Raw genomic sequence first — 25,248 nt, forward strand, 5'->3', positions numbered from 1 at the left:
ATGAGTAAACGTGAAACCATGCTGGCATATGCCCACCTTCAACAGCACCACAATCGCCGCTGGCTCGGCGCGCTGGCGCTGCTTTTACTGCTTGCGCTGACCTTGAGCCTTTGCGCAGGCGAGCAGTGGATAGCCCCCGATCGCTGGTTCACCCCTGAGGGTGAGCTTTTTGTCTGGCAGATACGCTTACCGCGCACTCTTGCCGTGCTGCTGGTCGGTGCCGCACTGGCGCTGTGCGGTGCCACCATGCAGGCTTTATTTGAAAACCCGCTGGCAGAGCCAGGGCTGCTTGGCGTCTCGAGCGGCGCGGGCGTAGGCCTGGTTGCGGCGGTGTTTCTCGGCGGCGGGATGTTGCCCGACTGGGCACTCGGTCTCTGTGCCATTGCAGGCGCATTGATGGTTACGCTTATCCTGCTGCGCTTTGCGCGCCGCCATCTTTCCACCAGCCGCTTACTGCTGGCCGGTGTGGCGCTCGGCATTATCTGTACCGCCTTAATGACCTGGGCGGTCTACTTCTCCACCTCGCTCGATTTACGCCAGTTAATGTACTGGATGATGGGCGGCTTCAGCGGCGTCGACTGGCAGCAGGGCTGGCTGATGGCTGCACTTCTGCCGGTGATGGTATGGATCTGCCTGCAATCCACGGCACTGAACGTGTTAGCGCTGGGTGAAATCTCTGCCCGACAGCTTGGGTTGCCGCTCTGGTTATGGCGTAATCTGCTGGTGGCGGCTACCGGCTGGATGGTTGGCGTCAGCGTGGCGATTGCCGGGGCTATCGGCTTTATCGGGCTCGTGATCCCGCATATTTTGCGCTTATGTGGCTTAAGCGATCATCGCGTTCTGCTTCCGGGTTGCGCGCTGGCGGGCGCGGTTGCATTGCTGTTTGCCGATATTGTCTCGCGCCTCGCGCTCAGCGCCGCAGAGCTGCCGATAGGTGTTGTTACATCGACACTAGGTGCGCCAGTGTTTATCTGGCTATTATTGAGGGTCGGGCGCTAAGCCCGGCAACCATCACATTCATTAAGGGGATGTTATGCAACAGAATATTCTGGATACCGAAGTCACCACCATTGATGGCGAAAAGCGCTCGCTCAGCGCCTGGCGCGGCAAGGTGCTTTTAGTGGTTAACGTCGCGTCAAAATGTGGCCTGACGCCGCAGTACGAGCAGCTGGAAAACCTGCAGAAGGCGTGGGAAGGGGAAGGCTTTAGCGTGCTGGGCTTCCCGTGCAACCAGTTCCTCGGGCAGGAGCCGGGCTCGGAAGAGGAGATCAAAACCTTCTGTAGCACCACCTATGGCGTCACCTTTCCGCTGTTCAGCAAGATCGACGTCAATGGCGACGCGCGCCATCCTCTCTATGAAAAATTGATTGCTGCCGCACCAACGGCGCTCGCACCGGCAGACAGCGAATTTTATGAGCGCATGGTCAGCAAAGGCCGTGCACCGCAGGCACCGGGCGATATCTTATGGAACTTCGAAAAGTTCCTGATTGGTCGCGACGGCCAGGTCATTCAGCGTTTTTCACCCGATATGACGCCGGACGATCCGCTGCTGGTCAACGCCATTAAGCAGGCCGTCTCGAAGTAATGTCGACGCTGATGCAGCTACAGGAGGTTGCTGAGCCGGGCAGGCTGGAGCCGATGAGCATGTCACTTCCCCACGGGCAGATCGTGCATCTTGTCGGGCCGAACGGGGCAGGGAAGAGCACGCTTTTGATGCGTATCGCCGGGCTGTCCAGCGGGCCGGGTAAGGTTACCTTTGGCGGACAACTGCTTGAGCAGTGGTCAGCGACGGCGCTGGCCCGGCATCGCGCCTACCTCGCTCAACAGCAGAGTGCACCCTTTGCTATGCCAGTGTGGCACTACCTGTCGCTGCATCAGCCTGACAAAAGCCAGCACGCCCTGCTGACCCACATTGCCGGTCAACTCGGCCTGCACGATAAGCTGGCGCGGGCAACCAACCAGCTCTCCGGCGGCGAGTGGCAACGGGTGCGTCTGGCGGCGGTGATTTTGCAGATCCACCCGCAGGGTAACGATCGCGGGCAGCTGTTGCTGCTGGATGAACCGATGAACAGCCTCGATGTGGCGCAGCAGGCGGCGCTGGATGGGGTAATTGGTGAACTGGTAAGCGCGGGTATCACGGTAGTGATGAGCAGCCACGATCTCAATCATACGTTGTGCCAGGCCCATCAGGTCTGGCTATTGCGTGAGGGAAAGTTACTGGCGAGCGGCACAAAAGCGCAGGTGATGACGCCTGCGCATCTGGCTGACGCCTACGGCATGGCTTTCCAGCAGGTTGAGGTGGAAGGCCACCGAATGCTAATCCCGGCCGTGTGACGCAATGGTGACTTGCCACAGCGCGCGCTCCCACTGTAGATTAATCCGATAAAAAGAGATAACGAGGCGTATTGCAGAATGCGTATCTGGTTTTTACTGGCGACGGCGCTTTTCCTTGCAGGATGTAGTTCTCACCGCGCGCCACCGCCGAACCCAAGGCTGTCGGACTCCATTACGGTGATTGCCAATCTGAACGATCAGCTGAGCGAATGGCGCGGCACGCCCTATCGCTATGGCGGCATGGCGCGCTCAGGCGTCGACTGCTCTGGCTTTGTGATGATGACGTTCCGCGACAAATTCGCGTTGCAGCTGCCGCGCGAAACGCGTCAACAGGCGAAGCTCGGTACCGAGATCGACAAAGAGGATCTGTTGCCTGGCGATCTGGTGTTCTTTAAAACCGGCTCCGGTGAGAGCGGGCTGCATGTTGGCATCTACGACACCGATAACGCCTTTATTCATGCTTCAACCAGCCGGGGCGTGATGCGCTCTTCGCTGGATAATGTCTACTGGCGCAAAAATTTTTGGCAGGCGCGACGTATCTGACGTGACATCGACAGACGGTGCAAAAAAAGGGAGCGCGCGTAATGCAAGCCTCCCTTTTTTGTTTCTGGCGGCGGAACATTTTCATATAAACCAGGACGTTTCCACTAATTCGCTTTTTTTAAATTAATTATGATTGTTCGCGACTCACCGCCAGGGGGCAGGAGAATGCGGGAGCAAACGAATAACAACGGAGGGGAGGGTAGAAAAATAGAACGGGAAAAAAATGAAGCCAATCTCATTAAAATCAGTAAATATGGAATATCGTCAGACAGGTTTGTTAACGCCGGATTTAACCCATAATGCGGGGCTGGCAAAATGATAGTTTCACTCGATTACAGCTATCGCTCTGAGCTTTTATTACTACCGGCAAGAGACGGTAACGGAATGCTTCAGGGTGTCGAAATTATCGTTAACTTTGTTGGAAAGGACAGCACCGTCCGCGCCCCGACAGAGCTGGTCTTGCCACGCCTGACGGTCGCTGAAAAAGTGACGCTGTTTACTGAGCAACTTGCTCTAATTGAAGTCTGCCAGCTCTTTTTAATTCAGCATCATCTTACCGCCTGGATTAATATTTCTCCGGAAATTGCCGAGCAATTACTGACGGATGACACCCTGGCGGCGCAGGTAAGAAAATTCCCGTGCCTTGAATTAGCCATCAATGAGAATTATCCAGATCTCAATAGCGGAAAAGAGAACAAAATTCTGTCTCTACTGGCGAAACAATATCCGCTGGTGCTGTGGAATTTTGGCGTTGGCGCTGCGTCAACCAGAGCAGTATTTGACGGGCTGTTTAAAAAGGTCATGCTGGATAAAAACTTCATTCACCAACGTTTATCTACGCTTGCCTTCGAACCCTTTATGCGCGCCATCATTTCGCAGGTCGAACCCTATTGCGATGCGGTGATGATTGCGGGCATTGATGATGAGCCGTCGCTGAAGCGCGCAAGGGCGTTTCAGTTCAGCGCTATGCAAGGCGCGCTCTGGCCAGCGGTTAGCCCCGCGCAGCTGACGTCACTGATCCACCCATAGCCCTTGTGTTGCCCGGTGTTTAAACACCGCATTAGGCACTACACTAAAAGGCTGGAGGATCTATGACCCTGACTTTTACCACTCGCTGGCGTGATGAACTGCCAGATTACTACACTGCGTTAACGCCCACCCCGCTCAGCAATGCGCGCCTTATCTGGCGCAATGCCCCGCTGGCAGAAACCCTCGGCGTGCCCGAGGCGCTCTTTCACCCTGAATCCGGCGCTGGCGTCTGGGGCGGTGAAACGTTGCTGCCCGGTATGTCGCCGCTGGCGCAGGTCTACAGCGGGCATCAGTTCGGTGTCTGGGCCGGGCAACTGGGCGATGGGCGCGGTATTCTGCTCGGCGAACAGCAGCTGGCGGATGGCTCGACCCGCGACTGGCACCTGAAAGGCGCCGGGCTTACGCCATACTCGCGCATGGGCGATGGCCGCGCGGTGCTGCGTTCGACCATTCGTGAAAGCCTTGCTTCAGAAGCGATGCACTATCTCGGTATTCCCACCACCCGTGCGTTAAGCATTGTCACCAGCGACACGCCGGTGATGCGCGAGACCCGCGAGCAGGGGGCGATGCTGATGCGTATCGCGGAAAGCCATGTCCGTTTCGGCCATTTCGAACACTTCTACTATCGTCGTCAGCCTGAAAAAGTGCGAGAGCTGGCTGATTTTGTCATTCGTCATCACTGGCCCCATCTGCAGGAGGAGCCTGACCGCTACGTCGCATGGTTCCGCGATGTGGTTCGGCGTACCGCCGTGATGATTGCCCGCTGGCAGGCGGTCGGTTTTGCCCACGGCGTGATGAACACCGACAATATGTCGATCCTCGGGTTAACGATGGATTACGGGCCCTATGGTTTTCTCGACGACTACAACCCGGCGTTTATCTGTAACCACTCTGACTACCAGGGGCGCTACAGTTTTGAAAATCAGCCGGTGGTCGCGCAGTGGAACCTGCAACGCCTGGCGCAGTCTCTGTCGCCGTTTATTGCTGTCGATGCCCTGAATGCGGCGCTGGATGAGTATCAGACAGAGCTGCTGACCGAGTATGGCAGCCTGATGCGCAGCAAGCTCGGCCTGTTTGTGCCGCAGGAGGGGGATAACGAGATCCTCAACGCGCTGTTTGCGCTGATGGCGCGGGAAGGGAGTGACTACACGCGCACCTTCCGCATGCTAAGCCACACCGAGCAGCAGAGCGCGGCCTCGCCGCTGCGCGATGAATTTATCGATCGCGGCGCGTTTGATAACTGGTTCGAAACCTATCGCCAGCGTCTGCAGCAGGAGGGGATTGACGATGCGCAACGGCAGCAGCAGATGCAGAGCGTTAACCCGGCGGTGGTGTTGCGCAACTGGCTGGCGCAGCGTGCCATCGATGCGGCGGAGCAGGGCGATACGGCAGAACTGGAAAGGCTGCATGAGATCCTGCGCCAGCCCTTTAGCGATCGCAGCGACGATTATGCCCGCCGTCCGCCGGACTGGGGCAAACGGCTGGAAGTAAGCTGCTCAAGTTGACTTATTTGGTGAGGATCAGCTTGCCGGCATGGGTTTCGCGCAGCAAATAGCGCTGCCCGTTATGCTCAATCACAACACGGCGCTGTTCGCCGAGCAGCGCCTGGCTGGTGATGTGCCGATCGTCAGGATTAATATGATCCGGTTTTTCGTTCCGGCTGGTGGGCGTGGCGGAGCTGTCCATAGGCAAAGTCGCGCTTAACGGTAAATCAACAATGAGAATTATTATCGATAAACCGCGCAGTGAGGCAAGCGGGTTGCAGGGAGATCGCGCCGATCCCCCTAAAATCTGTAGGTACCTCTGCCTGGTTTAAAGGTGAGCCTGGCTCAACCGCGCGTGGCGACGGCGGCGGCCAGTTTCTCCAGCAGCAGCACGCTGTCATCCCAGCCAAGGCACGGGTCGGTGATCGATTGACCATAGACCAGCGGCTGCCCGGCAACGATTTTTTGCGTCCCCTCTTTAAGGAAACTCTCCGCCATCACCCCGGCAATGGCCGTTGAACCATTGCGGATTTGCGCACAGATCTCATCGCACACTTCAAGCTGGCGGCGATGCTGCTTCTGACAGTTACCGTGGCTGAAATCGACCACCAACTGCTCGGGCAGATCAAACTCACGCAACGTGTCGCAGGCATTGGCAATATCCTGCGGGTAAAAGTTCGGCTGCTTGCCGCCGCGCATAATGATATGGCCCCACGGGTTGCCGCTGGTCTGGTAGACGGTCATCTGGCCATCTTTATCCGGCGACAGGAACATATGGCTGGCGCGCGAGGCGCGGATTGCATCGACGGCGATACGGGTATTGCCATCGGTACCATTTTTAAAGCCCACCGGGCAGGAGAGCGCCGAGGCCATCTCACGGTGGATCTGGCTTTCGGTGGTACGCGCGCCGATGGCACCCCAGCTAATCAGATCGGCAATAAACTGGCCGGTCACCATATCAAGAAATTCGGTGGCGGTCGGCACACCCAGTTCGTTGACCTGCAACAGCAGCCTGCGCGCCAGTTCGATACCGTGATTCACGCGATAGCTGCCGTTCAGATCGGGATCGGAGATCAACCCCTTCCAGCCGACCACCGTGCGCGGTTTTTCAAAATAGGTACGCATCACAATCTCTAACTGCGCCTCGTGCTGTGTACGCAGGGCTTGCAAACGCCGGGCGTACTCCATCGCCGCATCCAGATCGTGAATAGAGCAGGGGCCGATAACCACCAGCAGGCGGCGATCTTCACCATTAAGGATTTTTTCGATACGTCGCCGGGAAGCCGTCACATGGGCGGCGACCTCCGGGCTGACAGGATAGCGCTGCGCCAGCGCCGCAGGCGTCACCAGGCTATCAATACGCGCGGTGCGAAGTTCATCTGTTTTGTTCATTAAAGATCTCGAAATTAGGGGCTTCAGCGGCAAAAGTGCCGGAAGTGATGCGCTCACCATAAACCAATCGCGGCTGAAAACAAGCCCGCTACGGGGCGCAACACATCAGTGGGAAGCATGATAGCGCAGAATGCACTCATGTACTAGCTTATTAGTACATGCGGCGGCTTAATCCCATCATATCGAGCATCTTGGTGGCGATCTCCTCCACGGAGTAGTTGGTGCTGTTAAGGCAGGGGATTTGATGGCGGCGGTAAAGCGCTTCTACTTCGGCCACCTCCATACGGCACTGGCGTAACGACGCATAGCGGCTGTTCTCGCGGCGCTCTTCGCGGATGGCGGCAAGGCGTTCAGGATTAATGGTCAGACCAAAGAGTTTATGCTGCAATGGCTTGAGCGCGGCAGGCAGCCCGAGATTATCCATATCATCCGCAATAAAGGGGTAGTTTGCGGCGCGAATACCAAATTGCATCGCCAGATAGAGGCTGGTGGGTGTTTTACCGCAGCGGGAGACGCCGAGCAGAATCACCTGCGCCTGGTCGAGGTTGCGCAACGAAATACCATCATCGTGCGCCAGCGTGTAATCAATGGCGGCGATACGCGCGTCATACTTGGTCAAATTTCCCGGCGTCAGGCCATGAGTACGATGGGCAATCGGCGTCGGATCGAGTTTTAATTCCTGCTGCAATGGGGCCACCAGCGCCTGCACGATATCCTGACAAAAACCCTCGCTTTGCAAAATAATGGCGCGGATTTCCGGCAGCACAATCGAGTAAAAGACCAGCGGGCGGTTACCCGTTTGCTGGTAGAGCGCATCTATCTGCTCTTTGACCGCGCGGGCGCGACTCTCGGTTTCGACAAAAGGCAGGGTGATACTGCTGACGGCAACCGGAAATTGCGACATCACCGCATGGCCTAATACTTCAGCGGTGATAGCGGTTCCATCGGAAATATAAAACACGTGACGATCGACTGCGTTGTCCATTAATCCCATCCTGAATGTGATGCGCAATTATCTGAAAGCTTAAATTAAAAAGCCTGCTGCTGCGTATAACCTTTATCTCATTTTAAAATGAAATACTGTTTTTATTTTTAATGAACTGTACGGTTCATTTTTTAGCAAAGAGCAGTGCGCGAAGCGCCGGGGTAGTGAGAATTAACCTGGTCGCCATTTATTGATGGGTATCTGTCCGAAAAACCGCAAAGGGTAATTGCTTACACGATTCACCGTTTTTTCAACGCAATTTATTATGCCAGGATAAAAAACGCTGTAAGACGTTATGTACCCCTTCATATATCACAAAAGGATTGTCTCGATGTCCAACAATGGCTCGTCACCGCTGGTGCTTTGGTATGACCAACTCGGCATGAATGATGTAGACAGAGTTGGAGGCAAAAATGCCTCCCTGGGTGAAATGATTACTAATCTTTCCGGTATGGGCGTCTCCGTACCGAACGGATTTGCGACCACCGCCGACGCGTTTAATCAGTTCCTCGAACAGAGCGGTTTAAATCAGCGTATTTATGAACTGCTTGATAAAACCGACATCGACGACGTCTCCGAACTGGCGAAAGCCGGGACGCAGATCCGCCAGTGGATTGTGGATACCCCGTTCCCGCCAGCGCTGGAGCAGGCGGTACATGAAGCGTACGCCCAACTTTCCGCCGATGACGCAGAGGCCTCGTTTGCCGTGCGCTCCTCGGCTACCGCAGAAGATATGCCGGATGCCTCGTTTGCCGGCCAGCAAGAAACCTTCCTCAATGTGCAGGGCTATGACGCCGTGCTGGTGGCGATTAAGCACGTCTTCGCCTCCCTCTTTAATGACCGCGCCATCTCCTATCGCGTGCATCAGGGTTACGATCACCGCGGCGTGGCGCTCTCAGCGGGCGTGCAGCGCATGGTACGCTCCGATCTCGCCTCCTCCGGCGTGATGTTCTCCATTGATACCGAATCCGGTTTCGACCAGGTGGTGTTTATCACCTCCGCGTTCGGGCTGGGTGAAATGGTGGTGCAGGGCGCGGTCAACCCGGATGAGTTCTACGTGCATAAGCCGACGCTCGCCAACGATCGCCCGGCAATTGTGCGCCGCACCATGGGCTCGAAAAAAATCCGCATGGTCTACGCAGCGAATCAGGAGCATGGCAAGCAGGTGCAGATCGAAGATGTACCGCAGGCCGAGCGCGATCGCTTCTCTCTGACCGATGAGGAAGTGCAGGCGCTGGCGAAACAGGCGGTGCAGATTGAAAAACACTATGGTCGCCCGATGGATATCGAGTGGGCGAAAGATGGTCACACTGGCAAGCTCTTTATCGTGCAGGCGCGCCCGGAAACCGTGCGCTCACGCGGCCAGGTGATGGAGCGCTACACCCTGCATGCACAGGGCAAAATCATCGCCGAGGGGCGTGCAATCGGCCATCGTATTGGCGCGGGCACGGTGAAAGTGATTCATGATATCAGCGAGATGAACCTGATTGAGCCTGGCGACGTGCTGGTCACCGACATGACCGACCCGGACTGGGAGCCGATCATGAAAAAGGCGGCGGCGATTGTTACCAACCGCGGCGGGCGCACCTGCCATGCGGCGATTATCGCCCGTGAGCTGGGCATTCCGGCGGTGGTTGGCTGCGGCGATGCCACCGAGCGCATCAAAACCGGCGAAAAAGTGACGGTCTCCTGTGCCGAAGGCGACACCGGTTATGTCTATGCCGAACTGCTCGATTTCAGCGTGAAAAGCTCAAGCGTAGACACCATGCCGGATCTGCCGCTGAAGATCATGATGAACGTCGGTAACCCGGATCGCGCTTTTGACTTTGCCTGCCTGCCAAACGAAGGCGTCGGGCTGGCGCGTCTCGAATTTATCATCAACCGCATGATCGGCGTCCACCCGCGCGCGCTGCTGGAGTTTGACGACCAGGAGCCGAAGCTGCAGAACGAGATCCGCGAAATGATAAAGGGCTTTGATTCGCCGGTTGAGTTCTATGTCGGCCGCCTGACGGAGGGGATCGCAACGCTCGGCGCGGCCTTCTGGCCGAAGCGCGTTATCGTGCGCCTCTCCGACTTCAAATCCAACGAATATGCCAACCTGGTGGGCGGTGAGCGCTACGAGCCGGAAGAGGAGAACCCGATGCTCGGCTTCCGTGGCGCGGGCCGCTATGTGGCAGAGAGCTTCCGCGACTGCTTTGCGCTGGAGTGTGAAGCGGTAAAACGCGTGCGCAACGAGATGGGGCTGACCAACGTCGAGATCATGATCCCGTTTGTGCGTACCGTTGACCAGGCGAAAGCGGTTGTGGATGAACTGGCGCGCCAGGGGCTGAAGCGCGGCGAGAACGGGCTGAAGATCATTATGATGTGCGAGATTCCGTCGAACGCGCTGCTGGCGGAGCAGTTCCTCGAACATTTTGATGGCTTCTCCATCGGCTCGAACGACATGACCCAGCTGGCACTCGGGCTGGATCGCGACTCCGGCGTAGTGTCGGAGCTGTTTGACGAGCGTAACGAGGCGGTGAAGGCGCTGCTGTCGATGGCAATCCGCGCGGCGAAAAAGCAGGGCAAATATGTCGGCATCTGCGGCCAGGGGCCGTCTGACCATGAGGACTTTGCCGCATGGTTAATGGATGAGGGCATCGACAGTCTGTCGCTCAACCCGGATACCGTGGTGCAAACCTGGCTTAGCCTCGCTGAACTGAAAAAATAACGGCGAAAACAAAATCCCCGGCAAAATGTCGGGGATTTTTTTATTTCAGCCGCGAATATGTGGCCGATCACAATAACTAAAAAACGTAAAAAGCCTGGCAATTATTGCAATTGTTCCGATGCTGCCTTCTTCTAATACTTGAGCCTGTAGTGAGCGGTGCGATAAGAAATAACGCACCAGGATGAAATAATTTTTCACCTCACAAGGCTAATAACAATGACAATTTCCTCTGTCCTGCGTACGAAAGACAAAATAGGCTATGGCCTCGGCGATATGGCAAGCGCCCTGGTGTGGCAAACGGCGACGCTATTTCTCGCCTATTTCTATACCGACGTTTTTGGTTTACCCGCCGCCATTATGGGCACCATGTTTTTAGTTGTTCGCGTTATTGATGCGTTTGTCGATCCCTGCATCGGCGCGCTGGTGGATCGCACGCAAACCCGGCACGGCCGTTTCCGCCCGTGGCTGCTCTGGTTTGCCATTCCCTTCGGCGTCAGCTGCGTCATCACCTTCTATGTGCCGGAAGCGGGGGCCACGGCGAAAATTATTTATGCCTGCGTCACTTACGCCATTCTCAGCTTTATCTACTCCGCCATTAACGTCCCTTACTGCGCCATGCCCGGCGCGCTGACCATGGATCCCCACGAGCGCCACTCGCTGCAATCCTGGCGCTTTGGCCTCTCTTTTATCGGCGGGCTGATTGTCACCGTCATTGCCCTGCCGCTGGTGGCGCACCTTGGCGATGGCAACGTGCAGAAGGGCTACTTCTACGCCATGAGCATGATGGGCGTGCTGGGGATTGTGCTCTTCTTTAGCTGTTTCTTTATGACCCGCGAACGCTTTACGCCGCGTAATGACACCTCCGGCTCGATGATTGGCGATCTCAAACTGCTGGCAGCAAATAGCCAGTGGCGCATTGTTTTCCTGTTTAATATTTTGCTGTTGACCGCCGTCGTGACCCGCGGTTCAGCCACTATGTATTACGTCAAATATGTGTTACTGCGCCCGGAAATGGTCTTTACCTTTATTGTCTCCGGCATGATTGCTTCGCTGGCCGGTGCACTATTATCGGCGCGTCTGCTCGGTAAATTCGATCGCGTACGCGCTTACCAGTGGACGATTATTACTTTCGTCATCTTTGCCGCGCTGATCTTTATCATTCCGCCGTCGCAGGTGTGGCTTATTTTCACCCTCAATATTGTCTTCAGCTTTATTCAGAACCTGACCACGCCGCTGCAATGGACGATGTTCTCCGACGTGGTCGATTATGAAGAGCACCGCAGCGGACGCCGCCTCGACGGGCTGGTCTTCTCCACCGCGCTCTTCGCCATTAAATTTGGTCTGGCCCTCGGCGGCGCAGTGGTGGGCTGGGTGCTCGGTGCGGTTGACTATATTCCGAACCAGGCTCAGCAGAGCGCAACCGTGCTCACCACCATCAATGCGCTGTTTACCCTGATTCCCTGCCTGTTATTTATCTGCATGGTGCTGCTGCTGACCCGTTACAAACTGAACAGCAGCGTCGCTGACAGCATTGCACAAGAACTTCTGCGCAAGCGCGGGGGCAGTAATGAAGCCGCCGACGCGCAAACCACCCCGGATCTCAGCAACACAGGAGTGACCCGATGACCGCAATTTACAAAGACGCAAACCGCCCCGTCGCCGAGCGCGTGGCCGACCTTCTTGCCCGTATGACGCCAGAGGAGAAGTTCGCCCAGATGCATGGGCTGTGGCTGGTGCTCTCAGAAGAGGGCGACCACCGCGAGCGGACCGATTTAAGCGATGAATTTGCCGGTGTAAGCGCGCAGGAGGCGCTGGCGGAGCGGCTGAAACTCGGCGTCGGGCAAATCACCCGCCCGCTGGGCACGCATATTGTCGAGGCGAAACAGGGCGTGCGTGCCGCCAACCGGCTGCAAAAAACGCTAATGGAGGAGACGCGCCTTGGCATTCCGGCGCTGTTCCATGAGGAGTGTCTGGTGGGGCTGCTCTGTAAAGATGCCACGCTGTTTCCCTCCTCACTCAACTACGGCTCAACGTGGGATCCGGAATTGATTAAACGCGCCGCGCAACACATTGGTGATGAGGCGCGTTCGACCGGCTGTAAACAGGGGCTGGCTCCGGTGCTGGATGTTTCGCGCGATGTGCGCTGGGGGCGCACGGAGGAGACCTTCGGTGAAGACCCTTGGCTGGTCGGCGTGATGGCCTGCGCCTACGTCGAGGGATTGCAGGGCGAGAAGGGCGATATGCTGGCGACGCTCAAACACTATGTCGGCCACTCATTCAGTGAAGGGGCGCGCAACCACGCGCCGGTGCATCTCGGTTTTTGCGAGCTGAACGACACCTTCCTGCTGCCCTTTGAGATGGCGGTGAAGTGCGCCAATGCCGGATCGGTGATGCCCGCCTATCACGATATCGATAACCAGCCCGGCCATAGCGATAGCTTCCTGCTCACCACCGTGCTGCGTGAACAGTGGGGCTTTGAGGGGATTATCGTAGCGGATTATGGCGGCGTCAGCCTGCTGCACCAGCATCACGGCGTTACTCATGATGCCGCCGAGTCGGCGGCGCTGGCCTTTAACGCCGGGCTCGATGTCGAGTTGCCGAAAGATGACTGCGCGCGTCATCTGGCGCAGGCGGTGGAGCGCGGTCTGATCACTATGGAAAAAGTGGATGAGATTGTCGCGCGGTTGCTGGCGGTGAAGTTCCGCCTCGGCCTGTTTGAACACCCCTACAGCGATGAGCAGAAGATTGTTCTGCAAGCGGAGGGGACGCGGCAGGTAGCGCGCGAGGTGGCAACCCGATCGCTGACGCTGCTGGAGAATAACGGCGTGCTTCCCCTGAGCGGTGCGCCGAAGGTGGCGGTTATCGGCCCGACCGCCGACGATCCGCTGGCCTTATTAAGCGGCTACAGCTTCCCGGTGCATCTGATTATCAGCGATATGCTGGAGGAGACGTCGCAGGTCACCACACCGCTTGCCGCGCTGCGCCAGACCCTTGGTGAGGCGCAGGTTCGTTACGCCAAAGGCTGCCATATCATTGAAAAACGGATGGCGGGCGCGCCGGTCTTTCCGGGCGACGCCTCAGGAAAACCGATGCAGGCGTCACCGGTCTCAAATGACATGAGCCTGATCCCCGACGCGGTGCGCGCGGCGCAAGAGAGTGAGGTAGTGATTGCCTGCGTGGGCGATCTTGCTGGCCTGTTTCAGAGCGGCACGGTCGGCGAGGGTTCCGACACCGACAGCCTGACCCTGCCCGGCGTCCAGCAGCAACTGCTGGAGGCGCTGGTGGAAACCGGCAAGCCGGTAGTGGTGGTGATGACCGGTGGGCGTCCCTACAACCTGCAGGGGCTGGAAACGCGCGTCGCCGCTCTGCTGATGGCATGGGCACCGGGGCAGGAGGGCGGCTGGGCGATCGCCGATGTGCTTACCGGACGCGCGGAGCCGCAGGGCAGGCTGGTGGTGAGCGTGCCGAAGAGCGCGGGCGCCATGCCCTATTACTACAACCACAAACTTAAGAGCGGTGGAACGCCTTTCGCCTTCCACTTTGGCTCACGCTACCCCTTCGGGTATGGACAGAGCTGGACGCAGTTTGCCTACGGCGAGCCTGAACTGGCGAGCAGTCAGGTCGATATCGACGGCGAAATTACGCTGCGCGTGAAGGTAAGCAATACCGGAGAGCGCAGCGGCAGTGACGTGGTGCAGCTCTATGTGCGCGATAAGGTCGCCTCAATGGTGCGGCCGGTGCAGGAGTTAAAAGCGTTTCAGCGCGTGGCGTTAAGCCCCGGCGAGACGGCGACGCTCACCTTTACGCTGCCGGTCGATATGCTCAACTTCACCCGCCGGGACGGAAAGCGCATTGTCGAACCGGGAGAGTTTGAGTTGCAGGTCGGTGCGTCTTCGGCGGATATCCGCGGGCGCGCAACCGTAACGGTAACCGGGCAGACAAAAGTGCTGCCGCAACGCTGGCGAATGATGAGTAATTGTGAAGTAAGTCGCTAATTTCAGACGAAACCCGCTATGTAAAGCGGGTTTCTTTTTTATCAGCGATATCAATAAAAAAAGGATAAAAAAAAGCCCATCGTGGGAGATGGGCAAAGACTACACACAGCAATTCGTTGTTTCACTCAGGGGATTTCCATGCTTATAAATCAAGGTGTTGATTTATAACCGTGCTCTTATAGTAGGCATGCAGAATTTTTGCGTCGATCAGATTCGTCTCATTAGTTAAACGCAGGTAAAGAATATATGCTGCAAAAGGGGCGATATACCGGAGATTATACAGAGTGAGTGCTACAGCAGTGTTAAAATGATAAGCAATGCTTAATGATTATTAAGGCGGGCTACCCCGCCTTAACGGTATCAGGCAGGCTTGTCTAAATCGTCAACTTGCGCCAGCGCGTCGTCTGAGGGCGTTTTCGGTGCCGGGACTTCATTAACCCAGGCAGAGAAGAGACGCCAGGAGACCGCCAGCAGCACCGGGCCGATAAACAGGCCAATCATGCCAAAGGCTACCAGGCCGCCGATAACGCCGGAGAGGATCAGGATCAGCGGAAGATCGGCTCCGAGGCGAATCAGCACCGGGCGGATAAAGTTATCAAGCGTTGCTACCACCGCACTCCACACCAGCAGCACCGTTCCCCACGTAGAATCCCCGCTCCAGTAGAGCCAGATAATCGCTGGCACCAGCACCAGCAGCGGGCCAATCTGAATCAGACAGGTCATCAGCATCAGCACGGTAAAGAGGGTGGCGTAAGGCACGCCGGAGACGGCCAGCCCGATACCGCCCAGCACCGCCTGAACCAGCGCCGTCACCACCACGCCGAGCGCGACGGCGCGGATCGCCTGGCCTGCCAGCAGCACCGCGGCATCGCCGCGTTCAGCCGCCAGCCTGAAGGCGAAGTGGCGAATACCCTCTGCCACCTGCTCACCGCGCCAGTAAAGCAGGGCGCTGAATAGCAGCATCAGGCCGCAGTGCAGCATCAGGCGACCAATATGCGCGGCCTGGCCGACAAACCACGTTGTTGTTGTCCCGACGTAGGGGCGCAGTTTTGCCATAATCGCGCTACCGCCCATATCGAGCAGGCTGTGCCAGGCGGCGTAGAGTTTGCCGCCCACCAGCGGAATGCTGTTCAGCCATGCCAGATCCGGCGGTGAAGAGACGCCGCTGGTCACGGCGTGGATCACCGTGCCGCTGGAGTCGACAAGACTATTGACCAGCAGGGCGACCGGGATAATAAACAGCAGGATCAGCAGCAGCATCATCGCCAGCACCGCCAGCGAGCGGCGGCCGAAGAGTAATCGCTGCAGGCGCAGCAGCAAAGGCCAGGTGGCGATCACCACGGTTCCTGCCCAGGCGAAGCCGAGAACAAACGGCTGCACCACCCACAGGCAGGCAATGATCATCAGGGCTAAAAACAGTACCGACAGCATTAATTGCGGCACATCCCTGGAGTGACGACTATCAACTTTATCCATTATTCACCTTTCCAGTACTGAAGGGGCGGTGCGGCAGGCAAGCACCCATTATTATGCGAAGCGATATGCGCTGATTTGCACCGCCTGATTCTGCCTGCAATTCTGCTGAGCGCCTAAGAAAAAAATGTGATACAACGATGAGGGCTTAAAGCAAACGATTAACTTTTAACAACATTAACTGTCAGGCAGGGTCAAGCATAATGATCCCACAGATTTCCCAGGCACCAGGCGTCGTTCAACTGGTGCTCAATTTTTTGCAAGCACTGGAGCAGCAAGGTTTTACAGGTGATACCGCCACCAGTTACGCCGACCGGCTAACAATGGCGACAGACAACAGTATTTACCAGCTACTTCCCGACGCCGTTCTCTTCCCACGTTCAACGTCAGACGTTGCCCTGATCACACGCCTCGCCGCCGAAGCGCGTTTTAAGGCATTGGTCTTTACCCCGCGCGGCGGCGGTACCGGCACCAACGGCCAGGCGCTGAACCAGGGCATCATTGTTGATATGTCCCGCTATATGAACCGCATTATTGAGATTAACCCCGAAGAGGGGTGGGTGCGGGTTGAAGCGGGCGTCATCAAAGATCAGCTTAACCAGTTTCTTAAACCGTACGGTTTCTTCTTCGCGCCGGAGCTCTCTACCAGCAACCGCGCGACCCTTGGCGGCATGATCAACACCGATGCCTCCGGCCAGGGTTCACTGGTTTATGGTAAAACCTCCGACCACGTGCTCGGTCTGCGCGCGGTGCTGCTGGGCGGCGATATCCTTGATACCCAGGCGATGCCGGTTGCGCTGGCCGAGACCCTCGGCAAGGCCAGCACCGCTATCGGCCGCATCTATAAAACCGTGCTTGAGCGCTGTCGCGATAACCGCCAACTGATTATCGATAATTTTCCGAAACTCAACCGCTTTCTCACCGGCTACGACTTGCGCCACGTTTTTAATGATGAGATGACCGAGTTTGACCTGACGCGTGTGTTAACCGGCTCGGAGGGCACGCTGGCCTTTATTACCGAAGCGCGGCTCGATATCACCCGCCTGCCGAAAGTGCGCCGGCTGGTGAACATCAAATATGACTCTTTTGACTCTGCCCTGCGCAACGCCCCCTTTATGGTCGAGGCGCGCGCCCTGTCGGTGGAGACCGTCGATTCGAAAGTGCTCAACCTGGCGCGGGAAGATATCGTCTGGCACTCGGTCAAAGAGCTGATTACCGATGTGCCGGACAAAACCCTGCTCGGCCTCAATATCGTCGAGTTTGCCGGGGATGATGAAGCGTTGATCGATACGCAGGTCGCCTCGCTCTGTCAGCGTCTGGATGAGCTGATGGCGCGCGGCGAAGGCGGCGTGATTGGCTGGCAGCGCTGCGATGAGCTGGCGGCGATTGAGCGTATTTATGCGATGCGCAAAAAAGCGGTTGGCCTGCTGGGCAATGCCAAAGGCGCGGCCAAGCCAATCCCCTTTGCGGAAGATACCTGCGTGCCGCCGGAACACCTGGCCGATTATATTGTTGAGTTTCGGGCCCTGCTCGACGGGCACGGGCTGAGCTACGGCATGTTTGGTCATGTCGATGCCGGTGTGCTGCACGTGCGACCGGCGCTGGATATGTGCGATCCGCAGCAGGAAGTGCTGATGAAAACTATCTCTGATGAGGTGGTAGCGCTGACGGCGAAATATGGCGGGTTATTGTGGGGCGAGCACGGTAAAGGTTTCCGCGCCGAGTACAGCCCGGCCTTCTTCGGCGAGGCGCTCTATGGCGAGCTGCGGAAAATCAAAGCGGCGTTTGATCCTGAGAACCGCCTGAATCCGGGGAAAATCTGCCCGCCAGAGGGGCTTGATGCGCCGATGAAGCAGGTTGATGCGGTGAAGCGCGGAACGTTTGACCGGCAGATCCCGACCACCTCGCGCACCGCCTGGCGCGGAGCGATGGAGTGTAACGGTAACGGGCTGTGCTTTAACTTTGATGTGAAAAGCCCGATGTGCCCGTCGATGAAGATCACCGGCAACCGCATTCACTCACCGAAAGGGCGCGCCACGCTGGTGCGCGAATGGCTGCGCCTGCTGGCCGACCGCGGTATCGATCCGCTGAAGCTTGAGAGAGAGCTGCCGGAAAAACGCGCCTCGCTGCGCACCTTGATTGAGCGCACCCGCAACAGCTGGCATGCGCGCCGCGGCGAGTATGACTTCTCTCACGAAGTGAAAGAGGCGATGTCCGGCTGCCTGGCCTGTAAAGCCTGTTCAACCCAGTGCCCGATCAAGATTGATGTCCCGGAGTTCCGCTCCCGTTTTCTGCAAATCTACCATGGTCGCTACCTGCGCCCGCTGCGCGATCATCTGGTAGCCACGGTCGAAAGCTATGCACCGCTAATGGCGCGTGCGCCAAAAACTTTCAACTTCTTTATGAGCCAGCCGTGGGTGCGGGATCTTTCGGCGAAGCATATCGGCATGGTCGATCTGCCGTTACTCTCTGTACCGTCGTTGCAGCGACAGATGGTCGGCCATCACTCTGCCAATATGACGCTGGAGCAGCTTGAAGCGTTGAGCGAAGAGCAGCGCGCGAAAACGGTGCTGGTGGTGCAGGATCCCTTTACCAGCTACTACGACGCGCAGGTGGTGGCGGATTTTGTCCGTCTGGTCGAGCGCCTCGGCTTCAGGCCGGTAGTGCTGCCATTTTCACCTAACGGCAAAGCGCAGCACATCAAGGGCTTTCTGAATCGCTTTGCGAAGACAGCGCAGAAGACCGCCGATTTCCTCAACCGCGTTGCGGAGTTGGGGATGCCGATGGTCGGTGTCGATCCGGCGCTGGTGCTCTGTTATCGCGATGAGTACAAGCTGGCTTTGGCGGATAAACGCGGCGACTTCCATGTACAGCTGGTGCATGAGTGGCTGCCGGGCGTGCTGGAAAAGGTTGAGCCACGCACTGTGAGCGGCGAGCCCTGGTATCTTTTCGGCCACTGTACCGAAGTGACCGCCTTGCCCGGTGCGCCTGCGCAGTGGGCGGCTATCTTCGCGCGTTTCGGCGCACAGCTGGAGAATGTCAGCGTCGGCTGCTGCGGCATGGCTGGCACCTATGGTCACGAAGTGAAGAACCACGCCAATTCGCTCGGTATTTATGAGTTGTCGTGGCATCAGGCGATGCAGCGACTTCCGCGCAACCGCTGTCTGGCGACGGGCTATTCATGCCGCAGCCAGGTGAAGCGCATCGAAGGAAACGGTGTGCGCCATCCGTTACAGGCTCTGCTGGAGATGGTGTGATGATCTGGAAACGTGCGGTTACGCTGGAAGCGCTCAACGCCATGGGCGACGGCAATATGGTGGGCCTGCTGGATATCCGTTTTGAGCGCATCAGCGACGATACGCTGGAAGCCTCGATGCCTGTTGATGAGCGCACGCATCAGCCCTTTGGCCTGCTGCACGGCGGTGCGTCGGTGGTGCTGGCCGAAACCCTCGGCTCGGTGGCGGGTTATATCTGCACGGAAGGGGAGCAAAAGGTGGTCGGGCTGGAGGTCAACGCCAACCACCTGCGCTCGGTACGCAGCGGTCGGGTGCGCGGTGTCTGTAAAGCGCTGCACACTGGCAGCCGTCATCAAGTGTGGCAGATCGATATCTTCGATGAGCAGGCGCGCCTCTGCTGCTCTTCGCGGCTGACCACCGCCGTGGTATGAGAAATTTCGGCGGGTAACCGCCGAAAATATTCACGATTTATTCACTATTCTTAAGATAATCAGTTAGCACTCCGTGCTATATTGCGCGCTACGGGATGTAACGCTTGCGCTCTGATGCAAGCGAATGGCTGTAACGCATAATGACCTGATGAAGTTCTTCATTGTCTCTTTAAGCGCTACTGGATACATGCTTGAAGGATTGATGAATGACGGCATTTAAATGGGCTTTTCTCCACCCGCGTTACTGGCTCACCTGGGCTGGTCTGGGGTTTCTCTGGTTGCTGGTGCAACTCCCTTATCCTTTTCTTTCGCGTCTTGGCGCCGGTCTGGGGCGACAATCACGCCGCTTCCTCAAACGCCGCGAGAAGATCGCAAAGCGTAACCTCGAACTCTGTTTTCCTGATATGAGCGACGAGATACGCGAAACGCTTATCGCCAAAAACTTTGTCTCGCTGGGCATGGGCCTGATTGAAACCGGCATGGCCTGGTTCTGGTCGGATAAACGCGTGCGTCGCTGGTTTGATGTCGACGGCTATCAGCACTTGCAGGCTGCACAGGCAAGCCGACAGGGCGTGATGGTAGTGGGTGTGCACTTTATGTCACTGGAGCTTGGTGGCCGCGTGATGGGGCTCTGCCAGCCGATGATGGCAACCTATCGCCCGCATAACAGCCCGGTGATGGAGTGGGTGCAGACCCGCGGACGCATGCGTTCTAATAAATCGATGATCGATCGCCGCAACCTGAAAGGGCTGGTACAGGCGCTGAAGCAGGGCGAAGCCGTCTGGTTTGCACCGGATCAGGATTATGGCCGTAAGGGCAGCAGCTTCGCGCCATTCTTCTCGGTTAAGGACGCAGCGACCACCAACGGTACGTTCGTGCTTTCCCGTCTCTCCGGCGCAAAAATGTTGACCGTGACGATGGTGCGCAAAGAGGACAGCTCCGGCTACTCGCTGCACATCGGCCAGGCGCTGGATGATTATCCCGCCCATAACGAATTTGCCGCAGCCAGCTATATGAACCGGGTGATCGAGCGTGAAATCCTGCGCGCGCCGGAACAGTATTTGTGGATCCACCGGCGTTTCAAAACGCGCCCGATCGGCGAACCTTCGCTTTACAGCTAATCTTTCTTAACGCCCCATTTCAGGGGCGTTTTGCCGTTTAATTAAAGGGAGTGGTTATGGTCAGGATTATTGCCGCAGGCTGTTTTGCACTTTTCTCTGCCTGCTCATGGTCAGCCGGCATCGCGCTGCTCTGCGATGAGTACAGCGTTGAGGTGGAGCCCAACGGGCTTACGGTAAACGGGCGGCACTTCAGCGATCCGCAAGAGAAGCCGTATGAGATTGGCGATCAATACACCGGACGTTCGCTTTTTTACAGCGATAAGCAGGATCAGAACGCAGAAACAAACTGGGTTGCGATCCATATCATTACGCAGCTGGGAAGCGGTAAAAAAGCCTTTTTCTATTCAGATAATAACCATACCGATGACAAAGCGATCCTCTGTAGCCAGCAGCAGGAAACGCCGTCACCGTAAAGACGGGCGCTGGGCTAACTGCTGAGATCTTCCCATAACTGCAGCTGTGAAAGGGTCAGAGCGTGGGGGAGCGCATAGCCTTTAACGGCAGGAAAGAGGCTTTGCCATTCGCTGTCGCGACTCTGCAGAAGGTGCTCTGCACGATTTTGCAGCCCCAGCATAAAGCCACAGGCTTTTATCTCGCGTAAAAAGGGCAGGCTCTGTTGCAGGTCCTCGTGCGCGATGCGCTTATCAAGAACGATCTCAATACGCTCTGCGGCGACATCATTGCTGGTGCAAAGATGATAAAGCGTGGCGAGATAATCGCTATCGTTCAGCCGCTGCGGCGGTAACGTAAAGGAGAAGCAGAGCGTCTCTTTCTTTTTCGCCAGCCGGCACAGTGTGGTAAAAATAAAATCGTCCACGCCAGGCGGCTGCGCGCAGGTTATCTCTACCGGACGAGGAAGCGTGGGCTGCTCGCTGTATTCAAAAAAACGCGCGCTCGTCTGGTAACAAAGAATATTTTTTCCCGACAGATCGGTCACTGGCAGAAATTCTGCCGTCACGAGAAGTTTCTTATCAGCAATATCGACTATTATTGATTTCATTTCCCTGATTAAGCTCCCTACTCAAAAGAACAGGACTTTTCCAATATACAAGAGCGCAATTTTACCTACGCAATCATCACATTTGAAAATTGTTTTAAGTGATCGATCTGTTGCTGTTTGATAGCCTCTATCTATTGCTATTACAAAACCGATCGCTTAAATCTATATAATTGGTTAGCGTTATCGACGTAATATTCCGATTAACGGCATATTATTATCTGTAGGTTTGTTTTGGGTTTTTCTTATCTTCTTGTTATCGCTGATAAAACGTGAAAAATTTATTTCTATACTGTCTGAAAAAATCGTCATGAAACGGCCCTGCTATCGCTGGGTTTTGTTTTTTATGCCGCAATAAAAGCATTAATTGTTTAAACAGCCACTCACCGCTGCCAATAAATCACCGGTCATGATGAAAATAGCGCGGGCGCGCCAGAGGAAAATAGGCGCGCCCGGGAGAAAAAAACGCCAATTAAGCGTGATGAGCCAGGAAGTCGATAATCAGCCGGGTAACAAATTCAGGGTTTTCTCTGTTGCTAATATGGGCAGCGTTGGGGATTAGGCTAAATTCACAGCCCACTTTTTCCGCCATTAATTGCCCCTCCAGCGGCGGGCGCGGTAAATCGAGTTCCCCGGTGGCAATCTGCACCGGACAGGTGATTTTCTCCAGCACCGCCATGCGATCGGGACGCCCGAAAATAAGTTTGCCTAGCGGAACAATGCTTTCACGCAGCTGCTCTGCGCTGAGTGCACCAAGCCGGGCGGTGAGCGCCTGCACGTCAGACGGATCGGCATTGTGAGAGTAGAACTGCGAAACGACATACTCCAGCAGCGGTGCGGGCAGGGCACCTGCGGCGTCAATGGCGTTGAGCATCGCGAAATACTTTTCACGCGCCTCATCCGTTTCACTGCCAACAAAGGTGTCGATCAGCATCAGCGCTTTAACCCGCTGCGGGGCCATGGCGGCAAGTTCAGCGCCCCACATTCCCCCTACCGACAGCCCGACAACCGCAAACTCCTCAATGCCGAGGTCATCCATAATCTGCAAATGATCGGCGGCGAGATCGGCCATGGTGCTTCTCCCTGCGGGCAGCGCGGGCGATTCACCATGCCCCCATAGATCGGGCACAATGACGCGAAACTGCTTCGCCAGCGCGGTCAGCTGCGGTGACCACATGGTCTTATCAAACAGGTAGCTGTGACCAAGCAGGAGGGGATAGCCGCTGCCGCTATCGATGTATGACAGGGTAGATGGTGTCTGCATCACTCTTTTCCTTATATGAGCGCCCGTTGGCGTGAGCGCGGTAAAAGTGCGCTCATCATATAAAAGATCGATCCCCTCGGGAGCCTGCAAATTCCTATTCTTCAGCGGGCGGTCATCTTTAAGCCCTTCCTATAATAAAAATAGGCATTTCCTATACATTTTTTGCGCTTTTACCGATTTAACGCGTTACGCTTGCTAAAGCCATTATTTATCAATTTATTAATCATTTTTTTAACGTGCTCTATACCCTTTCAACAGGGTCTATGCTTAACAGATACGCTGTAAAAAGGGCCCGTGGGGGAATAACCCTGCGGTAAGAAGGTTGAAGTGAGAATTATTATCACTAACATAGCGTTATGCCCTTCAGCTCAGATGAAGTGAGGTAACACGATGGAATCATTTAATCCCGAAGATTTTGCATGGCGCGGGCTCACCCTGACGCCGGCCGCCGCGGAGCATATCCGTGAGCTAACCGAAAAACAGGCCGGCCTCCTCGGCGTGCGGCTTGGCATTAAACAGACCGGCTGCGCAGGCTTTGGTTATGTGCTCGACACCGTAAGCGAGCCGAACGACGACGACCTGCTGTACGAATCTGATGGCGCTCGCCTCTACGTCCCTTTACAGGCCATGCCGTTTATCGATGGCACCGAAGTGGATTACGTACGCGAAGGCTTGAACCAGATCTTCAAATTTAATAACCCGAAAGCTCAGCACGAGTGCGGCTGCGGCGAAAGCTTTGGGGTATAGGCGGTACTATGTCTCGTAATACTGAAGCAACTGACGATGTCAAAACCTGGACCGGCAATATCAATTATAAAGAGGGCTTTTTCACCCGGCTGAATACGGATGAGCTGGCGAAAGGCATCAACGAAGAGGTCGTGCGCGCCATTTCGGCGAAACGTAACGAGCCTGAGTGGATGCTGGAGTTTCGCCTGAACGCTTTTCACGCCTGGCTGGAGATGGAAGAGCCGCACTGGTTAAAAGCCCATTATGACAAGCTTAACTACCAGGATTACAGCTACTACTCCGCCCCTTCCTGCGGCAACTGCGACGACGCCTGCGCCTCGCAGCCCGGCGCGGTACAGCAAACGAATGGCAATACCTGGCTGACCGAAGAGGTCGAAGAGGCCTTTAACCAGCTCGGCGTGCCGGTGCGTGAAGGCAAAGAGGTGGCGGTTGACGCCATTTTCGACTCGGTATCGGTTGCCACGACCTACCGCGAAAAACTCTCCGAGCAGGGGATTATCTTCTGCTCCTTCGGTGAGGCGATCCACGATCACCCCGAGCTTGTGCAGAAGTATCTCGGCACCGTGGTGCCGTCGAACGATAACTTCTTCGCCGCGCTGAATGCGGCCGTCGCTTCTGATGGCACCTTTATCTACATCCCGAAAGGGGTGCGCTGCCCGATGGAGCTGTCGACCTATTTCCGCATCAACGCGGAGAAGACCGGCCAGTTCGAGCGCACCATTCTGGTGGCAGATGAAGGGAGCTACGTCAGCTATATCGAAGGCTGCTCTGCACCGGTGCGCGACAGCTACCAGCTGCATGCGGCGGTGGTGGAAGTGATCATCCACAAAGATGCGGAAGTGAAATACTCGACGGTGCAAAACTGGTTCCCGGGCGATAACAACACCGGCGGCATCCTCAACTTCGTCACCAAGCGTGCGCTGTGCGAAGGCGAGAACAGCAAAATGTCGTGGACGCAGTCAGAAACCGGTTCGGCGATCACCTGGAAGTATCCGAGCTGCATCCTGCGCGGTGACAATTCGATTGGCGAGTTCTTCTCAGTGGCGCTGACCAGCGGGCATCAGCAGGCGGATACCGGCACCAAGATGATCCATATTGGTAAGAACACCAAATCGACGATTATCTCGAAAGGGATCTCGGCCGGACACAGCCAGAACAGCTACCGCGGGCTGGTGAAAATCATGCCGACGGCGACCAACGCGCGAAACTTCACCCAGTGTGACTCGATGCTGATTGGCCCCGATAGCGGCGCGCACACCTTCCCGTATGTCGAGTGCCGCAACAACAGCGCGCAGCTGGAGCATGAAGCGACCACCTCGCGTATCGGTGAAGATCAGCTCTTTTACTGTCTGCAGCGCGGCATCAGCGAAGATGACGCCATCTCAATGATTGTTAACGGCTTCTGTAAAGATGTCTTCTCCGAGCTGCCGCTGGAATTTGCCGTCGAAGCGCAAAAACTGCTGGCCATCAGCCTTGAACACAGCGTCGGTTAAGAATTAAAGGATAA

21 protein-coding genes and 1 other RNA gene are annotated in these 25,248 nt (G+C 56.4%); 15 read left to right on the forward strand and 7 right to left on the reverse strand.

Annotation, left to right across the window (positions count from 1 at the left end):
• The first annotated feature begins 18 nt into the window (after positions 1-18).
• From btuC to selO, 6 genes are all read left to right on the forward strand, one after another.
• The gene (btuC, locus tag ACWPW2_RS08250) at positions 19-999 is read left to right on the forward strand and encodes a vitamin B12 ABC transporter permease BtuC (RefSeq protein WP_454123608.1); all 981 of its coding nucleotides are present in this window, start codon (positions 19-21) and stop codon (positions 997-999) included.
• Between the two features lie 34 nt (positions 1,000-1,033).
• Positions 1,034-1,585, forward strand: coding sequence for a glutathione peroxidase (locus ACWPW2_RS08255; RefSeq protein WP_289742671.1), 552 nt, complete (start codon positions 1,034-1,036; stop codon positions 1,583-1,585).
• Entirely contained in the window at positions 1,585-2,334 is a 750-nt protein-coding gene (gene btuD / locus ACWPW2_RS08260; protein ID WP_454122358.1) for a vitamin B12 ABC transporter ATP-binding protein BtuD, read from the forward strand. The genes ACWPW2_RS08255 and btuD overlap by 1 nt, the downstream gene beginning before the upstream one ends.
• A 78-nt stretch (positions 2,335-2,412) precedes the next feature.
• A complete protein-coding gene (locus ACWPW2_RS08265) occupies positions 2,413-2,877 on the forward strand; it encodes a C40 family peptidase (RefSeq protein ID WP_023481861.1) in 465 nt (154 codons plus the stop codon).
• Between the two features lie 315 nt (positions 2,878-3,192).
• On the forward strand, positions 3,193-3,906 hold the full coding sequence (locus tag ACWPW2_RS08270) for an EAL domain-containing protein (protein ID WP_454122361.1): 714 nt from the start codon (positions 3,193-3,195) through the stop codon (positions 3,904-3,906).
• Positions 3,907-3,968: 62 nt separating this feature from the next.
• Positions 3,969-5,411: a protein adenylyltransferase SelO gene (gene selO, locus ACWPW2_RS08275; RefSeq protein WP_454122363.1), complete on the forward strand. Its 1,443-nt coding sequence runs from the start codon at positions 3,969-3,971 to the stop codon at positions 5,409-5,411.
• 1 nt (position 5,412) lies between these two features.
• Here the strand turns inward: selO and hemP are convergent, their stop codons facing one another.
• From hemP to ppsR, 3 genes are all read right to left on the reverse strand, one after another.
• Positions 5,413-5,592 carry a hemin uptake protein HemP gene (hemP, locus tag ACWPW2_RS08280; protein ID WP_279791566.1) on the reverse strand — a complete coding sequence of 60 codons (180 nt, stop codon included), beginning with the start codon at positions 5,590-5,592 and terminating at the stop codon, positions 5,413-5,415.
• 143 nt (positions 5,593-5,735) lie between these two features.
• Positions 5,736-6,782: a 3-deoxy-7-phosphoheptulonate synthase AroH gene (gene aroH, locus ACWPW2_RS08285; RefSeq protein ID WP_023481385.1), complete on the reverse strand. Its 1,047-nt coding sequence runs from the start codon at positions 6,780-6,782 to the stop codon at positions 5,736-5,738.
• Between the two features lie 151 nt (positions 6,783-6,933).
• The gene (gene ppsR / locus ACWPW2_RS08290) at positions 6,934-7,767 is read right to left on the reverse strand and encodes a posphoenolpyruvate synthetase regulatory kinase/phosphorylase PpsR (RefSeq protein ID WP_023481661.1); all 834 of its coding nucleotides are present in this window, start codon (positions 7,765-7,767) and stop codon (positions 6,934-6,936) included.
• A 331-nt stretch (positions 7,768-8,098) separates the two neighbouring features.
• Here ppsR and ppsA point away from each other — a divergent pair, with 331 nt between their 5' ends.
• The 3 genes from ppsA (at position 8,099) to ACWPW2_RS08305 (ending at position 14,472) form a co-directional block, all read left to right on the forward strand.
• A complete protein-coding gene (ppsA, locus tag ACWPW2_RS08295; RefSeq protein ID WP_454122366.1) occupies positions 8,099-10,477 on the forward strand; it encodes a phosphoenolpyruvate synthase in 2,379 nt (792 codons plus the stop codon).
• 216 nt (positions 10,478-10,693) lie between these two features.
• A complete protein-coding gene (locus ACWPW2_RS08300; protein WP_023481578.1) occupies positions 10,694-12,103 on the forward strand; it encodes an MFS transporter in 1,410 nt (469 codons plus the stop codon).
• Complete coding sequence (locus ACWPW2_RS08305) at positions 12,100-14,472, forward strand: glycoside hydrolase family 3 N-terminal domain-containing protein (RefSeq protein WP_454122369.1); 2,373 nt, start codon at positions 12,100-12,102, stop codon at positions 14,470-14,472. Before ACWPW2_RS08300 ends, ACWPW2_RS08305 begins: the two co-directional genes overlap by 4 nt.
• A gap of 64 nt (positions 14,473-14,536) precedes the next feature.
• Here ACWPW2_RS08305 and rprA read toward each other — a convergent pair.
• Together rprA and ydiK are read right to left on the reverse strand one after the other, a co-directional pair.
• Positions 14,537-14,644: antisense sRNA RprA (rprA, locus tag ACWPW2_RS08310), an RNA gene on the reverse strand.
• 188 nt (positions 14,645-14,832) lie between these two features.
• Complete coding sequence (gene ydiK, locus ACWPW2_RS08315) at positions 14,833-15,948, reverse strand: AI-2E family transporter YdiK (RefSeq protein ID WP_279791558.1); 1,116 nt, start codon at positions 15,946-15,948, stop codon at positions 14,833-14,835.
• A gap of 200 nt (positions 15,949-16,148) precedes the next feature.
• On the opposite strand from ydiK, the gene ydiJ reads away from it, so the two are divergent.
• From ydiJ to ACWPW2_RS08335, 4 genes are all read left to right on the forward strand, one after another.
• Complete coding sequence (gene ydiJ / locus ACWPW2_RS08320) at positions 16,149-19,202, forward strand: D-2-hydroxyglutarate dehydrogenase YdiJ (protein ID WP_454122371.1); 3,054 nt, start codon at positions 16,149-16,151, stop codon at positions 19,200-19,202.
• Positions 19,202-19,612, forward strand: a complete 411-nt coding sequence (gene menI, locus ACWPW2_RS08325; RefSeq protein ID WP_454122373.1) for a 1,4-dihydroxy-2-naphthoyl-CoA hydrolase — start codon at positions 19,202-19,204, stop codon at positions 19,610-19,612. The genes ydiJ and menI overlap by 1 nt, the downstream gene beginning before the upstream one ends.
• 206 nt (positions 19,613-19,818) lie before the next feature.
• The gene (gene lpxP / locus ACWPW2_RS08330) at positions 19,819-20,733 is read left to right on the forward strand and encodes a kdo(2)-lipid IV(A) palmitoleoyltransferase (protein ID WP_454122375.1); all 915 of its coding nucleotides are present in this window, start codon (positions 19,819-19,821) and stop codon (positions 20,731-20,733) included.
• 56 nt (positions 20,734-20,789) lie between these two features.
• Complete coding sequence (locus ACWPW2_RS08335) at positions 20,790-21,146, forward strand: hypothetical protein (RefSeq protein WP_454122377.1); 357 nt, start codon at positions 20,790-20,792, stop codon at positions 21,144-21,146.
• Between the two features lie 14 nt (positions 21,147-21,160).
• Here ACWPW2_RS08335 and ACWPW2_RS08340 read toward each other — a convergent pair whose 3' ends face one another.
• Together ACWPW2_RS08340 and ACWPW2_RS08345 are read right to left on the reverse strand one after the other, a co-directional pair.
• Positions 21,161-21,733: a hypothetical protein gene (locus ACWPW2_RS08340; protein ID WP_454122379.1), complete on the reverse strand. Its 573-nt coding sequence runs from the start codon at positions 21,731-21,733 to the stop codon at positions 21,161-21,163.
• Between the two features lie 469 nt (positions 21,734-22,202).
• Positions 22,203-22,994, reverse strand: coding sequence for an alpha/beta fold hydrolase (locus ACWPW2_RS08345; protein ID WP_454122381.1), 792 nt, complete (start codon positions 22,992-22,994; stop codon positions 22,203-22,205).
• A 390-nt stretch (positions 22,995-23,384) separates the two neighbouring features.
• On the opposite strand from ACWPW2_RS08345, the gene sufA reads away from it, so the two are divergent.
• Positions 23,385-23,741 carry a Fe-S cluster assembly scaffold SufA gene (sufA, locus tag ACWPW2_RS08350; protein ID WP_124968472.1) on the forward strand — a complete coding sequence of 119 codons (357 nt, stop codon included), beginning with the start codon at positions 23,385-23,387 and terminating at the stop codon, positions 23,739-23,741.
• Between the two features lie 8 nt (positions 23,742-23,749).
• Positions 23,750-25,234 (forward strand): Fe-S cluster assembly protein SufB, encoded by a 1,485-nt coding sequence (sufB, locus tag ACWPW2_RS08355; RefSeq protein ID WP_023481479.1) that lies wholly within the window; start codon positions 23,750-23,752, stop codon positions 25,232-25,234.
• The last annotated feature ends 14 nt before the right edge of the window (positions 25,235-25,248 follow it).

It is taken from the genome of Kosakonia sp. Marseille-Q7440, assembly GCF_965119485.1.

Excerpts from the sequence above, each read along its gene's own strand:
- btuC (WP_454123608.1), top strand. The coding sequence starts at position 19 with ATGCTGGCATATGCCCACCTTCAACAGCACCACAATCGCCGCTGGCTC.
- ACWPW2_RS08255 (WP_289742671.1), top strand. The coding sequence starts at position 1,034 with ATGCAACAGAATATTCTGGATACCGAAGTCACCACCATTGATGGCGAA.
- btuD (WP_454122358.1), top strand. The coding sequence starts at position 1,585 with ATGTCGACGCTGATGCAGCTACAGGAGGTTGCTGAGCCGGGCAGGCTG.
- ACWPW2_RS08265 (WP_023481861.1), top strand. The coding sequence starts at position 2,413 with ATGCGTATCTGGTTTTTACTGGCGACGGCGCTTTTCCTTGCAGGATGT.
- ACWPW2_RS08270 (WP_454122361.1), top strand. The coding sequence starts at position 3,193 with ATGATAGTTTCACTCGATTACAGCTATCGCTCTGAGCTTTTATTACTA.
- selO (WP_454122363.1), top strand. The coding sequence starts at position 3,969 with ATGACCCTGACTTTTACCACTCGCTGGCGTGATGAACTGCCAGATTAC.
- hemP (WP_279791566.1), bottom strand. The coding sequence starts at position 5,592 with ATGGACAGCTCCGCCACGCCCACCAGCCGGAACGAAAAACCGGATCAT.
- aroH (WP_023481385.1), bottom strand. The coding sequence starts at position 6,782 with ATGAACAAAACAGATGAACTTCGCACCGCGCGTATTGATAGCCTGGTG.
- ppsR (WP_023481661.1), bottom strand. The coding sequence starts at position 7,767 with ATGGACAACGCAGTCGATCGTCACGTGTTTTATATTTCCGATGGAACC.
- ppsA (WP_454122366.1), top strand. The coding sequence starts at position 8,099 with ATGTCCAACAATGGCTCGTCACCGCTGGTGCTTTGGTATGACCAACTC.
- ACWPW2_RS08300 (WP_023481578.1), top strand. The coding sequence starts at position 10,694 with ATGACAATTTCCTCTGTCCTGCGTACGAAAGACAAAATAGGCTATGGC.
- ACWPW2_RS08305 (WP_454122369.1), top strand. The coding sequence starts at position 12,100 with ATGACCGCAATTTACAAAGACGCAAACCGCCCCGTCGCCGAGCGCGTG.
- ydiK (WP_279791558.1), bottom strand. The coding sequence starts at position 15,948 with ATGGATAAAGTTGATAGTCGTCACTCCAGGGATGTGCCGCAATTAATG.
- ydiJ (WP_454122371.1), top strand. The coding sequence starts at position 16,149 with ATGATCCCACAGATTTCCCAGGCACCAGGCGTCGTTCAACTGGTGCTC.
- menI (WP_454122373.1), top strand. The coding sequence starts at position 19,202 with ATGATCTGGAAACGTGCGGTTACGCTGGAAGCGCTCAACGCCATGGGC.
- lpxP (WP_454122375.1), top strand. The coding sequence starts at position 19,819 with ATGACGGCATTTAAATGGGCTTTTCTCCACCCGCGTTACTGGCTCACC.
- ACWPW2_RS08335 (WP_454122377.1), top strand. The coding sequence starts at position 20,790 with ATGGTCAGGATTATTGCCGCAGGCTGTTTTGCACTTTTCTCTGCCTGC.
- ACWPW2_RS08340 (WP_454122379.1), bottom strand. The coding sequence starts at position 21,733 with ATGAAATCAATAATAGTCGATATTGCTGATAAGAAACTTCTCGTGACG.
- ACWPW2_RS08345 (WP_454122381.1), bottom strand. The coding sequence starts at position 22,994 with ATGCAGACACCATCTACCCTGTCATACATCGATAGCGGCAGCGGCTAT.
- sufA (WP_124968472.1), top strand. The coding sequence starts at position 23,385 with ATGGAATCATTTAATCCCGAAGATTTTGCATGGCGCGGGCTCACCCTG.
- sufB (WP_023481479.1), top strand. The coding sequence starts at position 23,750 with ATGTCTCGTAATACTGAAGCAACTGACGATGTCAAAACCTGGACCGGC.